The organism is Alphaproteobacteria bacterium (assembly GCA_041396705.1).
Lineage (GTDB): Bacteria > Pseudomonadota > Alphaproteobacteria > CALKHQ01 > CALKHQ01 > CALKHQ01.
Map to the genome: position 1 here is coordinate 145692 of JAWKYB010000002.1, position 19133 is coordinate 164824.

Below are 19133 nucleotides of genomic sequence, written 5' to 3' on the forward strand. Positions count from 1 at the left end.
TTCGGTTAGCGGGCGCGCTCGCGCAGCACCAGCACGGCGGCCAGCACGACCAGCCCGAAAATGATGTCGCGGAACGCGACCGGCAGGGTGGTGCCGGCCAGCAGGGTCTGCAGCGCGACCAGCAGCAGCACGCCGCCGATCATGCCGACATAGGAGCCGCGGCCGCCGGTGATCAGCGTGCCGCCGACCACCACGACCGCGATCGACGGCAGCAGATAGTCGTCGCCCATGCCCAGGCTGGCCTGGCCGCTGAAGCCGGCCAGCATCACGCCGACCAGCGCCGAGCACAGGCCGCTCAGCATGTAGACGCCGACCATGGTGCGGCCGGTGTCGACCCCGGACAGGCGCGCCACCCGCAGGCTGTTGCCGACCGCGAACACCCGCCGGCCGAAGGCGGTGTGACCGAGCAGCAGGACGGCAAGGCCCACGAACAGCACCATGCTCAGCACCACCGGCGTCACGCCGATCGACTGGTCGGTCATGAACCAGCGCAGGCCCGGCGCGGCGAAGCCGTCCGGCGTGCCGTTGCTGTAGAGCAGCGCCAGCCCCTGCAGGATGCCGTTGGCGGCCAGCGTTGTGACGATCGGCGACAGCCCGAGCAGCACGACGCCGAGCCCGTTGAACAGGCCGGCGAGCAGCCCCGCGCCCAGCGCAGCCGCCAGCGCCAGCGGGATGTTGCCGTTGGTCCCGGCCATGATGCCGGCGGCGAGGATGCCGCACAGCCCGATGGTCCATGGCACCGACAGGTCGAGCCCGCCGGTCAGGATCACCGCGCCCTGGCCCAGCGCCAGCACCAGCATGAACGACGACAGCACCACCAGCGAGTTGTAGTAGCCCCAGCTGAACAGGGTGTCGCCATAGACCAGCTGGGTCGCGACCAGCACCACCGCGAAGCAGGCATAGGCCGGCCAGATGAAACGCAGGATGTGCCGGTTGCGGGCCAGCCAGCCCGGGGTCGCGGTGTCGGCCAAGGCCGCCGGCCGCGGCAGGGCCGGCGGGGTGCCGCGCGTCGACCTGGCGCGGCAGCACGCCGCGGCGCGCCGCGTCCAGCCGGCGCCACAGGTGGCGGACCGAGGAGAACAGCGGCGATGTGCGGTCCAGCGAGGCGGCGATCACCGCCAGCAGCAGGATCACGCCCTCGACGATGGTGGTGAACAGGGCGGAGACCGACAGCACGAAGATGATGCTGGCGACCACGGCCAGGATGTAGGCGCCGATGGCGGAGCCGACCAGGCTGCCGCGCCCGCCGCCCAGCCGGGTTCCGCCGATGACGATGGCGGCGAACATCGGCAGCAGCATCGGCCGGCCGACCAGCGGGTCGCCGGCGCCGATCTGGGCGGTGAAGAACACGCCGGCGGCGCCGTAGCACATGCCGGCCATGACATAGGCGGCCAGCTTGGTCAGCCGCACGCGCACCGGCCGCGGCGGCCGCGGCCTCGTCGCTGCCGACAGCATAGAGCGCGGTGCCGAGCCGCGAGCCGGCGACCAGGCGCCACAGCGCGATCGCCACCAGCACCACCAGCACCGGCGCCGGCAGCACGCCGGCGATCACGTCGCCGGTGAAGAAGATCGAGAACTCGAACGGCGTGAAGCCGCCGGGCTTGTCCATGATCAGCAGGGTCAGGCCCTGGACGATGAACATGGTCGACAGCGTCACCACGATCGGCTGTAGCCGGAGGAACGCGACCAGCACGCCGTTGACCAGCCCGACGCAGCCGCCGATGCCGACGCCGGCCAGCGCCAGCAGGACCATCGTCGTCGGATCGGCGGTCATGCCCATCTCGCTGGCCAGCGTGACGTTGACCAGCGAGATGACGGCGCCGGCCGACAGGTCGAAGCCGCCGGTCAGCACCACCAGCGTCTGTCCCATCGCCGCCAGCGCGCTGGCGGTGCCGGTGGCCGACACCAGCGACTGCGCGTCGAAATAGGTCAGGCCGTAGGCGGTGATCGCCTCGACCACCAGCAGCAGGCCGACGAAGACCAGCACGGCGACGCCGAGCCCGCGGTTGCGGTCCGCCCAGCGCCGCAGCGCGGCCTGGCCGCCGTGCGACGCGCCGGCTGCGGTCTCGGCGCTCACGCCGCCGCCTCGCTCGGCGCGGTCCCGCCGAGGGCGGCGCGCATGATCGCCTCCTCGGTGATGGCCTCGCCGGCCAGTTCGGCCACCATGCGGCCGCGATACATCACCAGCACCCGGTCGCACAGGTTGACCAGCTCGGCGATCTCGGTGGAATGGAACAGCACGGCGCCGCCGGCCTCGGCGAAGGCGCGGATCAGCACATAGAGCTCGTGCTTGGTGCCGATGTCGACGCCGCGGGTCGGGTCGAACATCATCAGGGTGGCGCTGCGCGCCAGCAGCCACTTGGCGATCGCCACCTTCTGCTGGTTGCCGCCGCTGAACGCGGCCAGCGGCGTGTAAAGCGCGCGCCGGTGCACCTGGACCAGGTCCAGCATCTCGTTGACCGCCGCCGCCTCGCGGCCGCGCTGGACGATGCCGAAGCGGGTGAAGCGGTCGACCACCGGCAGGCTGACGTTGACGCGGCCGTCCAGCTCCAGCAGCAGCGCCTCGGTCTTGCGCTCCTCCGGCACCAGGCTGATGCCGATGCTGGCACGCACCGCGTCCACCGGCGTGGTGATCGCGACCTCCTTGCCGTTGACGGCGATGCTGCCCGCGGTCGCCTCGGCCATGCCGAAGCAGGACAGGAACAGGTCCTGCTGGCCCATGCCCTGCAGCGCGGCGACGCCGAGCACCTCGCCCACCTGCAGGTCGAAGCTGGCGTCGCGCAGCTTGCCCATGGTGGCCAGGCCCCGCGCCGACAGTGCCGGCGGCAGGTCCGGCCGCACCGCCCGGCGCCGCTCCGGGAAGGTCGCGGCCAGCGAGCGGCCGATGATCATGCGGATCACCGCGTCGTCGTCGAGCTCGCCGACCGGCGCGGTGCCGACGTCCTTGCCGTTGCGCAGCACCGTCAGCGTGTCGCAGAAGCGCCGCACCTCGGGCATGCGGTGCGAGATGAACAGGATGGTGGTGCCGGCCGCCTTCTGCTCCGCGATCAGCCCGCCGAGCCAGTCGATGTCGCGGCCGGACAGGCTCGACGTCGGCTCGTCGAGCAGCAGGATGCGCGGCTGGCGGAAGATGGCGCGGGCAATCTCGATCTTCTGGCGGATCGACAAGTCGAGCCGCCGCACCTCCTCGCGCGGATGGACCTCGCCCAGGCCCAGGCGCTCCAGATGGGCGACCACCGCCGCTTCCGCCCGCCGCCGCCGCACCTGGCCCAGCAGGTTCACCGGCGCATAGGGCATCAGCATGTTCTCGGCCACCGTCAGCTCGGCGACCTGGGTCAGCTCCTGGAACGCCGTCTGCACCCCGGCCCTGGGCGCCGCGCGCGGCGCGCCGAACCGGGCCGGCCGGTCGAGGATGGCGAGCTCGCCGGCGTCGGGCCGCAGCAGGCCGCTCAGCATCTTGACGATGGTCGACTTGCCGGCGCCGTTCTCGCCCAGCAGCGCGTGCACCGCCCCTTCCGCCACCGCGAAGGAGACGTCGTCCAGCGCCACGGTGGCGCCGAACGCCTTGCGGATGTTGCGGACCGAGATCGCGGTCACCGGCGGGTCCCCCTGCGCCCGGCCCCTGCGGCAAACGGGGCGGCCGCGAGGGCCGCCCCGTGCGCGGAGCGTCGGCGCGCGCTCAGGCTGCGCCGATCAGTTCTCGGGCTGGCCGACCAGCGCCGCGGCAAGCCCGATCTCGGGCGTGTCGGGCGAATAGATCGACGCGAACCAGCCGGGGTTCGGCACCAGCGACGGCAGGAAGGCGTTGCAGCCGGCCGCCATCTCGTCCCAGGTCCCTTCCTGGCACAGCTGGATGGTCTCGTTGGTGACGATCGGCAGCGGCAGGACGGTCAGTTCCGGGATCTCGTTGCCGTCCAGCTTCGACACCGCCAGCTTCAGCGCCAGGCCGCCGGAATAGGGCGGCGAGGCATAGGAGATGCGCGGCGCGCCCAGCGGCGCATAGGGCGTGGACGCACCCTCGACCTCGGTGCCGAGCGGCAGCATCTGGATGCGGCCGCCGTTGGCGCCCTCGCCGGCGCAGGGCAGCAGCTGCTCGGGCGTGCGCCCGGCCTCCAGCTGCATCGCGTTGGCGGTGTAGCAGCCGACCTGCATCCACAGGCCGTCGATCGAGTCCCAGTCGTGGGTGGCCAGGATCTTCGACATCTCGGTGCGGGCGACCGCCTGGCTCCACATGCCGACCGCCTCGGCGATCACGTTGATGCCGGGGTGCTGGGCGAACACTTCCATCGCCGCCTGGGTGCGCAGCTGGTCGACCGAGGTGCCGGGCACGCCGGTGACCACCACGATGTCGCCTTCGCCGCCCAACTGCTCCACCAGCCATTCGGCGGTGACGCGGCCGGCCTCGAGCTGGTCGATCGACACGTTGTAGGCGCAGGGCTCGGTGATCTCCGCGTCATAGGCGATGATCAGCACGCCCTGATCGCAGGCGTTGCGCACCACGTTGTTCAGGGCGGTCGGCGAGATCGGGTAGACGACGATGGCGTCGGCGCCGGCCTGGACCATGGAGTTGATCTGCTGGATCTGGCGCTGGGCGTTCGGGCCGGCGACCTGGACCTCCAGATCGACCCGGTCGCGCATGCTGGCGTGGGCGGCCATCGCCTGCACCATGTTCGCCGCCTCGGCCTGCCAGTCGTTGCCGATATAGCTCATGCTCAGGAAGATCTTGTAGGGCTCCTGCGCCTGGCCTGCGCCGGCCAGCGCCAGGCTGCCGGCGACCCCCATCGCGGCCGCCGCCGCGAACTTGCGTCCCACTGTCATGCTGGTCTCCTCCCTCAGGAAACGGTTGCGGTTCGTTGGGCCGTAAGCCGCCCGCGCCCGCCTGCGCCGACGACCCTGCACCCCGCCAAGGACGGGGCCAAGCTCTTGATCAAATATCATAGATCGCGGATCATTGCAGGGTCAAGGCGCCGCGGCCCGGCCCGAGCCGCGGCTTGCCACCCGGCCGGACGGGCCGATATTTTGCCGCGGCGGCGCCCGCCGGCGCCCGCGCAAGCCAGGAACCGCGCATGACCAGCCAGCGTGCGATCAACCAGACCGGACTGCGTCCCATCGTCCGCGAGACGGTGACGGACCAGGTCTATGCGCGGCTTCGCGACGGCATCATGCGCGGCGAGCTTGCGCCCGGACAAAACGTCACCATCCACGGGCTCGCCGCCGACCTCGGCGTCAGCGCGATGCCGGTGCGCGAGGCGTTGCACCGGCTCAGCGCCACCCGCGCGCTGATGGTGCTGTCGGGCCGCTCGGTCGGCGTGCCGGAATTGAGCGCGGAACGGCTGGCCGACCTCAGGCGCGTGCGGCGCGAGATCGAGGGCATGGCCGCGGCCTGGGCGGCCGAGACCGCCGATCCGCACGCCATCGCGGAGCTGACCCGTTTCATCGACGCGATGTGGCGGGCCGAGCGGGAAACCGACCGGGCCGGCTATCTCGCCGCTAACCAGCAGTTCCATTTCCGCATCTATGCGATGTCCGGTTCGCCGACGATCATGCCGATCGTCGAGAGCCTGTGGCTGCAGATCGGGCCCTACCTCAACCTGCTGCACAACTCCGGCAACTTCGAGACCAGCAACCACATCCACGAGGCGGTGCGCGACGCGCTTGCGGCCGGCGACGCCGCCGCGGCGCGTGGCGGTCGCCAGCGACATCGACGTGGCCGCCGAGGCGCTGACCCCGCTGCTGCAGACCGCGCCGGAGGCCTGAACTCAGGCCTCGCCGACCGCGACGGGGTCGCACAGCACGGTGACATCCGGGTGGTCGCGCAGGACCGCGACCGGCCAGTCTTCCACCAGGCCGCCGCGGAACAGCGCGCCGAGCGGCTCCGCTTTGGTCGCGCCGTGGGCGATGACCAGGATGCGGCGCGCATCCATGATCGTGCCGAGGCCGATGGTGATCGCCCGGTCCGGCGGCGTCCGGCCGGCAGGCCAGTCGGCGGCGTTGGCGACCAGCGTATCCGGCGCCAGCGCGATCACCCGGGTGCGCGAGCCGCGCGGCGATCCCGGCTCGTTGAAGCCGATATGGCCGTTGCGGCCGACGCCGAGGACCATCAGGTCGATGCCGCCATACGCCGCGATCAGCCCCTCGTAGCGCGCCGCCTCCGCCGCCATGTCGCCGGCCTTGCCGTCCGGCGCGAAGCAGCGGCCGCGGTCGGCGTCGACGTGGTCGAGCAGCGCCTCCGCGATATAGGTGGCGAAACCGCCCGGATCGCCGGCGCCGAGACCGACATATTCGTCGAGGATGAAGATCGCCGCCTGGGCGAAGCTGACCTTGCCGGCGCGGCAGTCCGCGATCAGCCGGCGATAGACGGCAAGCGGCGTGCGGCCGGTCGGCAGGCACAGGCTGAGCCCGGGGTCCGCCCGGACTGCCGCGACGATCCTGTCTGCCGCCGCCTCGGCAACCGCATCCGCATCACGGCAAACGATCCTGTTCATTCCGCTCCTCTTCGCCAGCGCATCGGCCCGCTCAACCGCGATAGGCCGCCTCGATCCGTTCGCGCAGTTCCGCCACGAAGGCCGGGGTCAGGTCAACATCGTGGGCGATCGAATGCCACAGCCCGGCCTCGCGCACGAACCCGCGCAGGCCGAGCAGCGCCTCCGTCACCGTATCCCAGCCGATGCCCATCGCCTCCGGCCGGATGTCGACGCCGATGTTGACGATGGCCTTCAGCATCTCGTCGGTGCGGCTGTCGTGCATCATGCAGCCGACGACGATGCCCAGGCACACCGGCTGGCCGTGCAGGAACGCCTTATGGGTCAGCTTCTCCAGCGCGTAGAACACGAAATGGTCGACGCCCTCGATGTGGCGCGGACACCAGCCGGAACCGTGGTAGCTGGTGCCCCACTGCAGGCCGTCGACCAGTACCGCGAGGCCGGTCTCGTTCAGGTCCCGGATGTCGTCCTGGTGGCGCAGGATCGCCTCGGCCTTGGCCAGCGACTGCCGTGCCAGATGCTCGTCATAGGGCCACTTCGGCTCGCAGGCGCCGCGGTCCCAGGCGTATTTCCAGTCCAGCACGCCGGTGTGGAAGCACAGCACGTCGCAGATGCCGGAATGGTTCAGCCGGGCCGGCGCCTGCTGCAGGATGTCGTAGTCGAGGAACACGCATTCCGGCACCGCCCAGCCGACATAGCGCACGTCGCCGCCGATGCGCACGCCCGAGCGCTGGCCGAAGGCGGCGTTGACGCTGAGCGCGGTCGGCACGGTGAACAGCGGCCGGCGCAGCTTCCAGGAGAAGAACTTGGCCGCATCCAGCGCCTGGCCGCCGCCGAGACCGACGAAGGCCTCGAACCGCCTCAGCCCGTCCAGGGCCGCGATCAGGTCGTCCTGGGCGACGGAGCGGACCAGGTACGGCGCACAGTCGGCGTTGGCCAGCTGGTCGCGGAACATCGGCCACAGGTCTTCCATCGTCACCACCGCGAACGGGCTGTGCACGAAGTTGCCGAGCTCGCCGACCAGATTGCGGCCGAACACCGTGGGGAAGCCGTAGCTGAGCGGGACGCGGGTCGGGGCCGCGGCGGTCGAGGTCATCGGAATCTCCTTTCGATGGCGCGCACGGTCAGGCGCCGATGCGCAGACCGGTTTCCCGGTCGAAGACGAGCAGGTACTCGGCCGGCAGGCCGATGGCGACGGTGCCGCCGGCGACGATATGGGCGATGCCGGGCAGCGAGGCGACCAGGCTGCCGCCGGCCCAGTCCACGGTGACGTGGGTGGCCGGGCCGACCGGTTGGACCAGGCGGATGCGGCCTTCCAGCGGCCCGGCGCCCAGGCGGACATGTTCCGGCCGGATCGCGAGGTCGACGGCCTGGTCCCGGGTCACCGGCAGCGTCGGCGGCAGCGCGACCGCCGCGTCGCCGACCCGGCACAGCGGCCAGTCGCCGCCGTCCTCGATGCGGCCGGCGGCGAACTCGACCTGCGGGCTGCCGATGAAGCGCGCCACCGTGCGGCTGGCCGGCCTGGCATAGATCTCCTCCGGCGTCGCGATCTGCTCGATCCGTCCCTCGCTCATCACCGCGATCCGGTCGGAGATCGACATCGCCTCCTCCTGGTCGTGGGTGACGAACACCGAGGTCACGCCCAGCTTCTGGTGCAGCTCCTTGACCTCGGCCCGCATCCGCACCCGCAGCGCGGCATCCAGGTTGGAGAACGGCTCGTCGAACAGGAAGATGCGCGGCTCGCGCACCAGCGCGCGGCCGATGGCGACGCGCTGCTGCTGGCCGCCGGACAGCTGCGCCGGCAGCCGGGCCAGCACGTGCTGCAGCTCCAGCGATTCCGCCACCGCGGCGACCCGGCGGCGGATTTCCATCGTGCCGATGCCGCGCATGCGCAAGGTGAAGCCGATGTTCTGCGCCACCGTCATGTGCGGGTAGAGCGCGTAATTCTGGAACACCATGGCGACGTCGCGCTCGACCGGCGTGCGCTCGTTGACCCGCGCGCCGTCGATCAGGATGTCGCCGCCGGACGGGTCCTCCAGCCCGGCGATCAGGTTCAGGGTCGTGGTCTTGCCGCAGCCCGACGGGCCGAGCAGCGTGACGAAGGCGCCGCTCGCGATATCCAGGTCGACGTCGCGGCAGACCTGGGTCGCGCCGAACGCCTTCGAGATGTTGCGCAGTTCGAGGTGGGCCATGCGTCCTCTCAGCCCTTGATCAGGCCGTCGGTGAAGCCGCGCACGATGCGGTCCTTGAACACCACCGCGAGCAGGATGATGGGGGCGATGCCGAGCAGGGCCGCGGCCATCATCTGGCCGAAGGCGGTCTGGTACTGGCCGGCGAACTGCGAGATCACCAGCGGCACCGTCTGAGCGTCCTGCCGGGTCAGCACCAGGGCGAAGAAGAACTCGTTCCACGCCTCGATGAAGGCGAACAGGGCGGCGGCGGCCAGCGGCGGCGCCGAGATCGGCAGGATGATGTGCACGAAGGTGCGCAGCGGCCCGGCGCCGTCGACCGCGGCGGCGCGCTCCAGCCCTGCCGGGATGCCGGCGAAGAAGCCGCGCAGGATCCAGATCACGATCGGCAGGTTGAACGACAGATAGACCACGCCCAGCGACAGCACGCTGTCGATCAGGCCGACCCGGCTGATCACGATGAACAGCGGGATCGCGATGGCGATCGCCGGCAGCATCTGCGTGGCCAGCACCATGAAGGCGATGACGTTGGCGCGCGGCAGCGACAGCCGCGCCAGCGCATAGGCCGCCGGCGCGCCGAGCGCCAGCGCCAGCGCGGTCGACAGCGTCGCCACTGCCAGCGAGTTCAGCATGCCGGCACCCAGGCTGGCCGCCGATTCGAACACCTCGACGAAGTTCTGCCAGGTGAACTCCGACGGCGACAGGTCGGGCGGCTGGGCGATCAGGGCGCGCTTGGTCAGGAAGCCCGACAGCACCATCCACAGGATCGGCGCCATCGACCACAGCACGAACACCGCGATGCCGGCGACGATGCCGGCCTTGGCGAGCGGGCCGAAGCGGCGCGGGTCGGCCCGGCTCATGCCGCCCGCCCCGCCCGGCGCGGCCGCATCAGCCAGATGTAGAGGATGGCCAGCGCGAATGTCAGCGCGAACACCAGGTTGGCGATGGCCGCGCCATAGCCGAGGTCGAGGAAGTTGAAGGTGACGCGATAGGCCAGGAAGTTCAGCAGCACGGTCGCGTCGGCCGGGCCGCCGCGGGTCAGCACGAACACCAGGTCGAACACCCGCAGCGACCAGATCGTCTGCAGCACGGTGGCGATGGCCAGCGCCGTGCCGATATTGGGCAGCGTGATGTGGAAGAAGGTCTGCACCCGGCTGGCGCCGTCCAGATAGGCCGCGCGATACAGGATCGAGGGCACCTGGCTGAGGCCCGCCAGCATCAGCAGCACCACGAAGGGCAACGATTTCCAAACGTCGACCAGCAGCAGGAACCCCAGCGCCATGTTCGGCGCGCCGAGCCAGACCTGGTTGGTGTCGAGGATGCCCAGCGAGACCAGCACGCCGTTGAGCACGCCGTAGTTGGCGTTCAGGATCCACTTCCACAGCACGGCGTTGGCGACCGGCGCGATCGCCCACGGCACCACCAGCACGACGCGCAGGAATCCGGAGCGGCCGATCGGGTTGTTCAGCAGCAGCGCGATGCCCAGCCCCAGCCCGACCACCAGCACCACCTCGGCGCCCGAGAAGTACAGGGTGTTGAGCAGCGCGTTGTGCACGGCCTGGTCGTCGAACAGCCGCTCGAAATTGCCCAGCCCGTTCCACGTGCGGTCGATCTGGCCGGCGGCCATCGAGACGTCCTGGAACGCCAGCACGATGGAATCGACGATCGGATAGCCCAGCACCGCCGCCAGCACCGCCAGCGCCGGCGCGACGAAAGCGGCGCCGGCGAGACGCCGGCGCCGCGCGACGGTCTGCGACTCGCGCATGTCAGTCCTGCGACACGGGGCCCGTCCGCGTCGCCGCCGTCATGCCTCAGCCGCGCCGCCTGACGATGGCCGCCACCTGGTCGGCGGCATCGGCGATGGCCTGGGCCGCCGATTTCTGCTTCTGCAGCGCCAGCTGCACCTCGGTGCCGACCGCCTGGGTCACCTCGTTGAAATCCGGGGTGACGTAGCTGTCGTAGGGATGGGTCGCCTGGTCAAGCACCACCGAGGCGTTGGGCAGCGCCGCCTGCACCTCCGGGTCGGCCAGCACCGACAGCCGGATCGGCAGCCAGCCGGTGTCGATCGCCTGCCGCTTCTGGATGTCGGCGTCGAGGTAGAACTCGATCAGCGACTGCGCCAGTTCCGGGTTCTGGCTGGACTTCAGGATGGTCCAGGCGTCGGTGCCGTCGATGGAGGCCGAGCCCGCCGGGCCGGCCGGCAGGATGGCGCCGCCCAGCTTGCCGACGATCTGCGACTGCTCCGGGTCTTGCGCCGGCGTCCACATGAACGGCCAGTTCATCATCATCGACGCCCGGCCGGCGAGCAGCACGTTGGTGGCATCGTTGATGCCGATGTAGGAGATCGCGCCCGGGTCGGTGCCGGCGTCCATCAGGTCGACCATCATCTGCAGCCCGGCGACGCCGGCGTCCGAGTTGAACGCGGGCATGCCGTCCTCGCCGTACATCGTGCCGCCGGCCTGCTGCAGGAAGCACATCCAGTAGCTGGCGGTGCCGCCGATGCCGGCAGGGTCGCCGTAGTTGGCCACCCAGCCGAAGCGGCCGTCGCGGGTCAGCTCCCTGGTGTAGCGCAGCAGATCGTCCCAGGTGGCCGGCGGGCCGCCGAGCCCGGCCTGTTCGAGATGCTCGGTATTGTAGAACAGCGTCAGCAGCGACAGGGTGAACACCGCGCCGTAGCCCTGCCCGTCCCAGGTCACCGTGGTGAAGCTGGACTGCGGCATGTCGGCCAGCAGGTCGGCCGGCAGGTCGCCGACGAACGGGTGCAGGTAGGACACGAATTCCGGGACCCAGGCACAGTTGTAGACCACGTCCCACGGCGCCGAGCCGGAAGCATAGGCGGTCGCCATGCGGTCGTGCAGCTGCGGCCAGGCGACGAGGTCGTAGTTGACCGAGGCGCCGTTGGACGCCTGCCAGGCCTCGAACCGGTCGAGCGAGAACTCGGCCGCGCCGGGCGGCGCCGGGTCCGGCGGCAGCGGCCCGAACACGTTCAGCTCCACGTCCGCGGCATGCGCCGCGCGGATCAGACCGGGCCCGGCGGTCGCGGCAAGCCCGGCGCCCGCCGCCCCGCGCAGCAGCCCACGGCGCGTCGTTTTCACAAGCATGGCTGTCTCCTCCCGATTATTGTCGCCCACTCCCTGCGATCGAGGTTGCTGACGGCTCGCGGGTCTGTCAACAGTTAATCCATCATCTTGACTTACTAACCGGGGTCCGTCGCCTTGCTGCTGAACGCGACCAACATCGTCGCCGCCAAACAGATCAACCTGTGGGTTGTGTTCGAGGCGATCCGACTGCACCAGCCGATCCCGCGCACACGCATCGCCGACGTCACCGGCCTGTCGAAGCAGGCGGTGTCGAACCTGGTCGACGAGCTGGAGCGCGACGGCCTGGTGGTGGCCGAGGAGGCGCGCGACCGGCGCATCGGCAAGCCGCCCTCGCCGCTGCGGATCAATCCCGCCGGGCCGCAGCTGATCGGCTGCCATATCAACCACGGCCGCCTGGTGCTGGTGGTCACCAACCTGGCCGGTGACGTGCTGGAACGGACGTCCGATCCGGTCGGCCAGCTGTCCGCCGAGGCGGCGGCATCGACGATCCGAGACGGCATCGAGGCCCTGATCGCGCGCAGCGGGCTGGCCCGCGAAGCCTTCCTCGGCATCGGCGTGGCGACGCCGGGACCGTTCGGCGTCGAGGGCATCAGCCCGCCGCGGCTGCCCGGCTGGGACGGCCTGGTGTTGCGCCGCCGGCTGGCCGGCCTGTTCGATCGGCCTGTGGTGTTGGCAAACGACGGCCAGTGCGCCGTCACAGCCGAATGGCGCTTCGGCGCCGCGCGCGACCTGAAGAGCTTCGTCTACGTCTTCCTCGGCACCGGCCTGGGCAGCGGCGTGATGATCAACGGCTCGGCCTTTGGCGGGATGTCGGGCAACGCGGGCGAGTTCGGCCACCTGATCGTGGTGCCGGACGGGCACGCCTGCATCTGCGGCAACCGCGGCTGCCTGGAGACCTACATGTCGGTCGATGCCGCCATGCGCTTCCTGGCCGAAAGCGGCGTCGACGTGCCGTCGACCGTGGCGTTCGAGGAAGCGTTCGATGCCGGTCACCCGCAGGTCGCGGCATGGCTGGACCAGGCGATCGGGCCGCTGCGCATCGGGCTGAACGCGCTGGAGAACCTGTTCGACCCGGAGACGGTGATGCTCGGCGGCGACGCGCCGGCCTGGCTGATCGACGCGGTGCTGGCGCGGCTGCAACCGCTGCTGCCCTCGGTCAGCCGCAGCGCGCCGGCCCATGCCCGGGTGACCCGCGCCGGCCTGGACCAGGATGCCGTCGCCCGCGGCGCCGCGGCGCTGCCGCTGCTCGCGGCGCTGAACCCGCGCTTTCAGCAGCTGGTCTGACACGCACGGTCATCGCAGCGCCTTTGACAAGCGCGCGTCGTCCTGCCCCACTGGCGCGGCGGACCGCGCCAACGCCGTGCGGTCGCCAAGAGCGGGAGGAAAGGCAATGGCAGACGTGCGCGTGGCGATCCTGGGTGCCGGCGGCTGGATGGGCAAGGTGCACAGCCTCGGCTACCGCAACACTGCCCTGCTGTTCGGCGGGCGGCGGGGATCCGCCGAGATCGCGATGCTGGTCGACGAGAACGCCGGCCGGCTGAAGGAGATGGCGGCGGCCATCGGCAACCCGCGGATCGAGAGCGACTGGCGGGTCGCGGTCGCCGACCCCGACATCGACCTGATCGACATCTGCCTGCCCGACTATCTGCACTATCCGGTCGCCAAGGCGGCGCTCGAGGCCGGCAAGAACGTCTATTGCGAGAAGCCGTTCACCGACACCGCGGCGGAGGCGAAGGAACTGGCCGACCTTGCAACGCGCAAGGGCGTCGTCACCCGCATCGGCCACAATTTCCCGAAGAACCCGGCGCACGAGATCGCGCGCGACCTGATCCGCAGCGGTGAGATCGGCGACATCCAGCTGTTCCGCGCCTGGATGCATGTCGACGTGCTGGCCGACCCGGCGGCGCCGTTCATGTGGCGCTGCGACGGCGAGCTAGCCCCGACCGGCGCGGTCGGCGACATCGCGACCCACGTGTTCAGCCTGGTCGACTATCTGGTCGGCGACATCCGCACGCTGACCGCCGATGCCGGCGTGACGGCGGCGGAGCGGCCGTATCAAGCGGGCTTCGGCTACGGCGTCAAGGCCGGCGAACTGAAGGACGCACCGATGAAGGCGGTGACCAACCCCGACTTCGTCAACATCCTGTGTCGCCTGAAAAACGGCGGGCGCGGCGTGATCGACGTCAGCCGCGTCGCCACCGGCCGCCGCTTCCAGCAGGGCTACGACATCTACGGCACCAGGGGTGCGCTCAGCTTCGACTACGACGAGGTCAACCGCATCCGCTTCTACTCCGGCGCCGATCCGGTCGGCCGCCAGGGCTGGCGGGCGATCGACGCCGGGCCGGAGAGCGAGACCTATGCCGCGTTCAACCCGGTGGCCAATTTCGGCGTCGGCTACAACGAGTTCAAGGCGATCGAGGTCAGCGAGGTGGTCAACGCGGTCGCCACCGGCACCCCGGTCTGGCCGACTTTCCACGACGGCGCGCGGCTCATGCGCATCGTCGACGCCTGCCTCAAGTCCGCCGCCGAGGGCGGCTGGGTCACCGTGGAGGGCGGCAACGCCTGACCGCCGCGTTCAGATCCAGCCGGCGTCGACGACGAAGGCCTGCTTCGAGCACATCCGGCTGTCGTCGGAGGCCAGCCACAGCGCCATCCGGGCGATGTCGGGCGGGTAGAGGCGGCCGGGCAGCACCTGGCGTTCCTCGAGCTGGCGTTCGCCGGCGGCGTCGAGCCAGTTCTCGACCTGGCGCTCGGTCATCACCCAGCCCGGCATGATCGAGTTGACGCGGATGTTGTCGGGGCCGAGCTCGGTGGCCAGCGCCCGGGTCATGCCGTGCACCGCCGCCTTGGCCGTGACGTAGCAGACGCAGTCGCCGTCCGCCTCGACCCAGGTGATCGAACCCAGGTTGACGATCGAGCCGCCGCCGTTGTCGCGCATCTGCGGTCGCACCGCGCGGGCGGCGAACAGCTGATGGCGCAGGTTGACCGCGATGCGGTCGTCGAAATAGGCGGCGTCGACCCGCTCCAGCCGGTGGCGGTCGTCGTTGCCTGCATTGTTGACCAGCGCGCGGATCGGCCCGCGCTCCGCGCCGACCTGCCGGATGCAAGCGTCCAGCGCCTCGACGTCGCGCAGGTCGAGGTGGCGATAGAGCGGCCGCTCGGCGCCGGTGGCGGCGATGCGGTCGGCCAAGGCCTCGCCGGCCGCATCGGCGATGTCGACGAAGCTGACCCGCGCACCCTGGTCGGCGAAATGCTCCACCATCGCGCGGCCGATGCCGGTGGCACCGCCGGTGACGAACACATGCCGGCCGGCGAGGCTGGGATAGCGCGCACGGCCGTCGAGCAGGTCGTAGTTCACCGGGTTTCTCCCCTTCCCTTCGGCCTAACGCACCAGTTGGCGCGGGTCGAGATGCCGCGCCGCGACCAGGCACAACACCGTGGTGATCAGCAGGATCACCGCGACCAGGGCGTTGATGTCGGGCGTGAAGCCCAGGCGCATCATCGCCCACAACCGCACCGGCAGCGTGCTCTCCGTTCCGGTGACCAGCAGCGTGATCATGGTCTCGTCGAACGAGAGCACGAAGGCGAGGACGCCGCCGCCGATCACCGCACCCATCAGGTTCGGGCGCAGCACGTGCCAGAAGGTCTGCCAGCGGCTGGCGCCGAGATCGAGCGATGCCTCGACCAACGAGGGCCCGAGCACGGCAAGGCGCACGGCGACCGTGCGATAGACCAGCGCCAGCACGAACACCGTATGGCCGATCACCACGGTCAGCAGCGAGCGGTCGACATCGACCTCGCGGAAGAACACCAGCAGCGAGAGCCCGGTGATGATCGGCGGCATCAGGAACGGCAGGAAGACGAGGAACGACAGCAGCGTTCGGCCGATCGCCTGTTCCGACTCGCTGTACAGCGCCAGGCCGACGCCGATCGCGACCGACAGGCAGACGGCGCTGGCGCCGACGACGAAGGTATTGAGCAGGGCGTCGAGCACGCTTTCGTTGGCCAGCAGCAGGCCATAGGATTCGACGCTCGGCGCGGACCAGTCGACCACGCCGTACTTCACCTCGAAGAACGACGAGGCGATCGGCAGCAGGATCGGCACGTACAGCACGGCGAAGACCAGCGCCGCGAACAGCGCCAGCGCGATGCGGGCCGGCACCGAACCCGTCATCGCGGCACCCTCACGCTACGGACGACCGCGCCGGCCAGGCCGATCGACAGCACCACGGCGCAGGCCAGGATCGCCGACAGCGCGGCGCCGAACGGCCAGTTGTAGGCCAGCCCGAACTGGCTGAAGATGACGCGGCCGAAGGTGAAGCCGGACTGGCCGCCGACCATCTGCGGCGTCAGGAAATCGCCGATGGCGAGCACGAACACGAAACAGAGCCCGGTGGCGAGGCCGGGCAGGCTGAGCGGCAGCACGACGGTGGCGAAGCGGCGCCAGGCCGGGGCGCCCAAGTCGGCCGACGCCTCCAGCAGCGACGGCGGGATGCGTTCCAGCGACAGGAAGATCGGCAGCACCGCGAAGGGCAGCAGCAGCACAGACTGGGTCAGCAGGATCGCATTGAGGTTGAACACGAACAGCGTGGTCGGCTCGTCGAGCAGCCCCAGGCCCATCAACGCGTCGTTGAGGAAACCCTTGCTGCCGAGGATCGCCCGCATCGCATAGATCTTGATGACGTAGCTCATCAGCATCGGCACGACCGTCAGCATCAGCAGCCGGTATTTCCAGCGGCCGCCGAGGCTCGAGAACAGATAGGCGACGGGATAGCCGACGAGCCCGGCGATCGCGGCAACAGCGAGGCACAGCAGGATCGTCTGCAGGAACACCTGCGGAAAGGTCGGGTCGGTAAAGAAGCGGACGTAGTTGTCGAGCGAGTAGATGGCGACGATCTCGCCGTCCTCGACCGCCATCAGGCTGGTGACCAGGAAGCCGGCCAGCGGCGCGACGATCAGCGCCAGCGGCACGCCATAGGCCAGCAGCGCCAGCAGGCCGCGCCCGGCGATCCCCTCCGTCGCTCCGGTCACGCCGCGACGAGCCGGCATTCCTCGACCCGCCAGGCGACGGTGACCTCATCGTCGGTCCGCACCGGCTGGCGGTCGACCCTGCTGGGGAAGCGCAGCCGGATCCCGAGAGCGCCGGTGGCGGCCGGCACGGCGACCTCGACGGACGTCAGCGCGCCGTTGAAGACCACGCCGGCCACGCGGCCGGCGGTGCGATTGGCCGCGGACGCCTCGCCGCTGCCGAGCGTCACGGCCTCGGGCCTGAACACGGCGAAGGCCCGGCTGCCGTCCGCCGCCGCCGCCATCGCCGGCTGGCCGTCGATGCTGCAGCGCAGCCGGCCGACCGGCGTGTCGATGGCGCGCACCGTGCCGTCGACCGGTCCGAGCACGCCCTCGATCAGGTTGTTCTCGCCGAAGAAGCGGGCGACGAATTCCGACGCCGGCCGGTAGTACAGCTCGTCCACCGGGCCGAGTTGCAGGATCTCGCCGGCGCGCATGATGCAGATGCGGTCGGCGATCGCGATCGCTTCCTGCTGGTCGTGGGTCACGAACAGGAAGGTGGTCCGGATCCGGTGCTGGATGTCCTTGAGGAACAACTGCATCTGCTGGCGCAGCTCGACGTCCAGCGCCGCCAGCGGCTCGTCGAGCAGGATCAGCCGCGGCCGGCAGACGATGGCGCGGGCCAGCGCCACCCGCTGCTGCTGGCCGCCGGACAGCTGGGTCGGAAACCGACTCTCCAGCCCGGTCAGCTGGACCAGTTCCAGCGCCTCGCGCACCTGCGCGACGACCTCGTGCCGCGCCACCCCGCGCATGCGCAGCCCGTAGGAGACGTTGCCCGCCACCGTCATGTGCGGGAACAGGGCGTAGTCCTGGAACACGGTGTTGAACGGCCGGCGATTGATCGGCATCCGGGTGATGTCGCGGTCGTCGAGCAGGATGGTGCCCGCGTCGGGCCGCACAAAACCGGCAATGATGCGCAGCACCGTGGTCTTGCCGGAGCCGGACGGCCCCAGCACGGTGATGAACTCGCCCTCGCGCACAGCCAGGCTGAACGCCGGCAGCACCGTCGTCTCGCCATAGCGCTTGGAGACTTCACGCAGTTCGAGCAGGGGGGTCATGCGCGGATCGGACGCGTTGGGCCGTCGCGGCCGTTGGGCGGACGGGAAAAGACCGGCCGCGGATCGGTGCGGGCGGGCCGATCGCGATCGGACCCGCCCGGGACTGGACCGGCGGTCAAGGCCGTCGACGCCGCCGTGCGTCCGAAGGCCAGGTCGCTACTGCGCCGCCTTGACCTCGTTCCACAGATCCGACCGCATGGTCGGATCCTCGACGGCCTCCAGCCAGACCAGCTTGTCGTCCGCACCTGCCGATCCCGAGGGCACCGCTACGTTACCAAACCCCGTTCTCTCAGAGAGTTGCGAGCCGATCTTTCCATCGAGGACGAAATTGACCCATTGTTCGGCGAGGTCCTTGTTTCGCACGCCGCTGGTCATCGCCCAGGTGTCGAGCCAGCTCAGCGCGCCCTCGCCCGGATTGACGTAGGCGACGTTGGCGTTGGCGTCCTGCATCGACTTGACCTGCTGCTGGCCGTAGTTGGCGAAGATCAGGGCGACATCGTTGGTCATGTAGATCTGGGTGGCCTCGTCGGCGGTGGTGTAGAGGCTGAGCGCGTTGTGGACCTCGTCGACCAGCCGTCCCTTCAGCATCTGCATCTGGTCCGCGCCGAGCTGGAACGGGTTGTCGATCCCCGCCTCCAGCGCCGCCACCGAAAAATTGTGCTCGCCATTGTCGTACAGCAGCGTGCGGCCCTGATACTGCGGGTCCCACAGCACGCTCCACGACGTCGGTGCCGGCGAGACCTTGTCGACATCGTAGATCAGCCCGATGGAATCGAAGGCATAGGGAATGCCGTAGACGTTGCCGTCGCGCATGGTGCCGGAAACCTGGGTCAGGTCGCGGAACCGCGGCAGCGCGTTCTGCAGGTTGGGCAGCTTGTCCAGGTCGTGCGGCGTCACCAGCCCGGCGTCGATATAGCGCTGCAACTGCGCGGTGTTGACCGCGAACAGGTCGAAATCCTGGCCGTCGCTGCCGCGGATCTTCGCCCAGATCTCGTCGTCCGTGCCGATGAAGACGACGCTGACATCGGCGCCGGTCTCAGCCTCGAATGCCTCCACCCAGTCGGGATCGGCATAGCCTTCCCAGGCGAGAATGCGCAATTCCTCGGCCGCGGCCGACACGGCCAGGCCGGCCGACAGCGCCACGGCGGCAGTCGACAGCACGATTGCCCGCGCAGACACAGTCCCTCGCTTCGACATCGCTCTCCCCCTCTGCTCCTGCCCCGCGCCCGGCAACGC

General features: G+C 70.2%; 16 protein-coding genes and 2 pseudogenes. 3 read left to right on the plus strand and 15 right to left on the minus strand.

Going from position 1 to position 19133, the window contains the following annotated elements; all coding sequences use genetic code 11:
• Positions 1-5: 5 nt before the first annotated feature.
• The 4 genes and pseudogenes from R3F55_00695 to R3F55_00710 all read right to left on the minus strand — a co-directional run bounded on the left by R3F55_00695 (position 6) and on the right by R3F55_00710 (position 4782).
• Positions 6-971: an ABC transporter permease gene (locus tag R3F55_00695; protein MEZ5665962.1), complete on the minus strand. Its 966-nt coding sequence runs from the start codon at positions 969-971 to the stop codon at positions 6-8.
• Between the two features lie 205 nt (positions 972-1176).
• Positions 1177-1870, minus strand: a pseudogene (locus tag R3F55_00700) (ABC transporter permease).
• Between the two features lie 203 nt (positions 1871-2073).
• Positions 2074-3597 (minus strand): sugar ABC transporter ATP-binding protein, encoded by a 1524-nt coding sequence (locus R3F55_00705; protein MEZ5665963.1) that lies wholly within the window; start codon positions 3595-3597, stop codon positions 2074-2076.
• A 96-nt stretch (positions 3598-3693) separates the two neighbouring features.
• Positions 3694-4782 carry a sugar ABC transporter substrate-binding protein gene (locus R3F55_00710; GenBank protein ID MEZ5665964.1) on the minus strand — a complete coding sequence of 363 codons (1089 nt, stop codon included), beginning with the start codon at positions 4780-4782 and terminating at the stop codon, positions 3694-3696.
• A gap of 380 nt (positions 4783-5162) precedes the next feature.
• Between R3F55_00710 and R3F55_00715 the strand changes: the two are divergent.
• Positions 5163-5627 (plus strand): annotated as a pseudogene (locus R3F55_00715) (GntR family transcriptional regulator).
• A gap of 132 nt (positions 5628-5759) precedes the next feature.
• Here the strand turns inward: R3F55_00715 and R3F55_00720 are convergent.
• The 6 genes from R3F55_00720 to R3F55_00745 are packed head-to-tail and all read right to left on the minus strand — an operon-like array spanning position 5760 to position 11772.
• Positions 5760-6485, minus strand: coding sequence for a glucosamine-6-phosphate deaminase (locus R3F55_00720; GenBank protein MEZ5665965.1), 726 nt, complete (start codon positions 6483-6485; stop codon positions 5760-5762).
• Between the two features lie 31 nt (positions 6486-6516).
• Positions 6517-7578, minus strand: a complete 1062-nt coding sequence (locus R3F55_00725) for an iron-containing alcohol dehydrogenase (protein MEZ5665966.1) — start codon at positions 7576-7578, stop codon at positions 6517-6519.
• 28 nt (positions 7579-7606) lie between these two features.
• Complete coding sequence (locus R3F55_00730) at positions 7607-8674, minus strand: ABC transporter ATP-binding protein (GenBank protein MEZ5665967.1); 1068 nt, start codon at positions 8672-8674, stop codon at positions 7607-7609.
• Positions 8675-8682: 8 nt separating this feature from the next.
• A complete protein-coding gene (locus R3F55_00735; GenBank protein MEZ5665968.1) occupies positions 8683-9531 on the minus strand; it encodes a carbohydrate ABC transporter permease in 849 nt (282 codons plus the stop codon).
• Positions 9528-10436 carry a sugar ABC transporter permease gene (locus tag R3F55_00740; GenBank protein ID MEZ5665969.1) on the minus strand — a complete coding sequence of 303 codons (909 nt, stop codon included), beginning with the start codon at positions 10434-10436 and terminating at the stop codon, positions 9528-9530. Before R3F55_00740 ends, R3F55_00735 begins: the two co-directional genes overlap by 4 nt.
• A gap of 46 nt (positions 10437-10482) precedes the next feature.
• Positions 10483-11772: an extracellular solute-binding protein gene (locus R3F55_00745; GenBank protein ID MEZ5665970.1), complete on the minus strand. Its 1290-nt coding sequence runs from the start codon at positions 11770-11772 to the stop codon at positions 10483-10485.
• 114 nt (positions 11773-11886) lie between these two features.
• Here R3F55_00745 and R3F55_00750 point away from each other — a divergent pair, with 114 nt between their 5' ends.
• Both R3F55_00750 and R3F55_00755 read left to right on the plus strand, forming a co-directional pair.
• Positions 11887-13056, plus strand: coding sequence for an ROK family transcriptional regulator (locus R3F55_00750; protein ID MEZ5665971.1), 1170 nt, complete (start codon positions 11887-11889; stop codon positions 13054-13056).
• Positions 13057-13162: 106 nt separating this feature from the next.
• Positions 13163-14338: a Gfo/Idh/MocA family oxidoreductase gene (locus R3F55_00755; protein ID MEZ5665972.1), complete on the plus strand. Its 1176-nt coding sequence runs from the start codon at positions 13163-13165 to the stop codon at positions 14336-14338.
• 9 nt (positions 14339-14347) lie between these two features.
• Here R3F55_00755 and R3F55_00760 read toward each other — a convergent pair whose 3' ends face one another.
• The 5 genes from R3F55_00760 to R3F55_00780 all read right to left on the minus strand — a co-directional run bounded on the left by R3F55_00760 (position 14348) and on the right by R3F55_00780 (position 19076).
• On the minus strand, positions 14348-15130 hold the full coding sequence (locus R3F55_00760; protein MEZ5665973.1) for an SDR family oxidoreductase: 783 nt from the start codon (positions 15128-15130) through the stop codon (positions 14348-14350).
• 24 nt (positions 15131-15154) lie between these two features.
• Entirely contained in the window at positions 15155-15946 is a 792-nt protein-coding gene (locus R3F55_00765; GenBank protein ID MEZ5665974.1) for an ABC transporter permease, read from the minus strand.
• Positions 15943-16803: an ABC transporter permease gene (locus tag R3F55_00770; protein MEZ5665975.1), complete on the minus strand. Its 861-nt coding sequence runs from the start codon at positions 16801-16803 to the stop codon at positions 15943-15945. The genes R3F55_00765 and R3F55_00770 overlap by 4 nt, the downstream gene beginning before the upstream one ends.
• A complete protein-coding gene (locus R3F55_00775; GenBank protein MEZ5665976.1) occupies positions 16800-17897 on the minus strand; it encodes an ABC transporter ATP-binding protein in 1098 nt (365 codons plus the stop codon). The genes R3F55_00770 and R3F55_00775 overlap by 4 nt, the downstream gene beginning before the upstream one ends.
• A 156-nt stretch (positions 17898-18053) precedes the next feature.
• Positions 18054-19076, minus strand: a complete 1023-nt coding sequence (locus R3F55_00780) for an extracellular solute-binding protein (GenBank protein MEZ5665977.1) — start codon at positions 19074-19076, stop codon at positions 18054-18056.
• Positions 19077-19133: the final 57 nt, after the last annotated feature.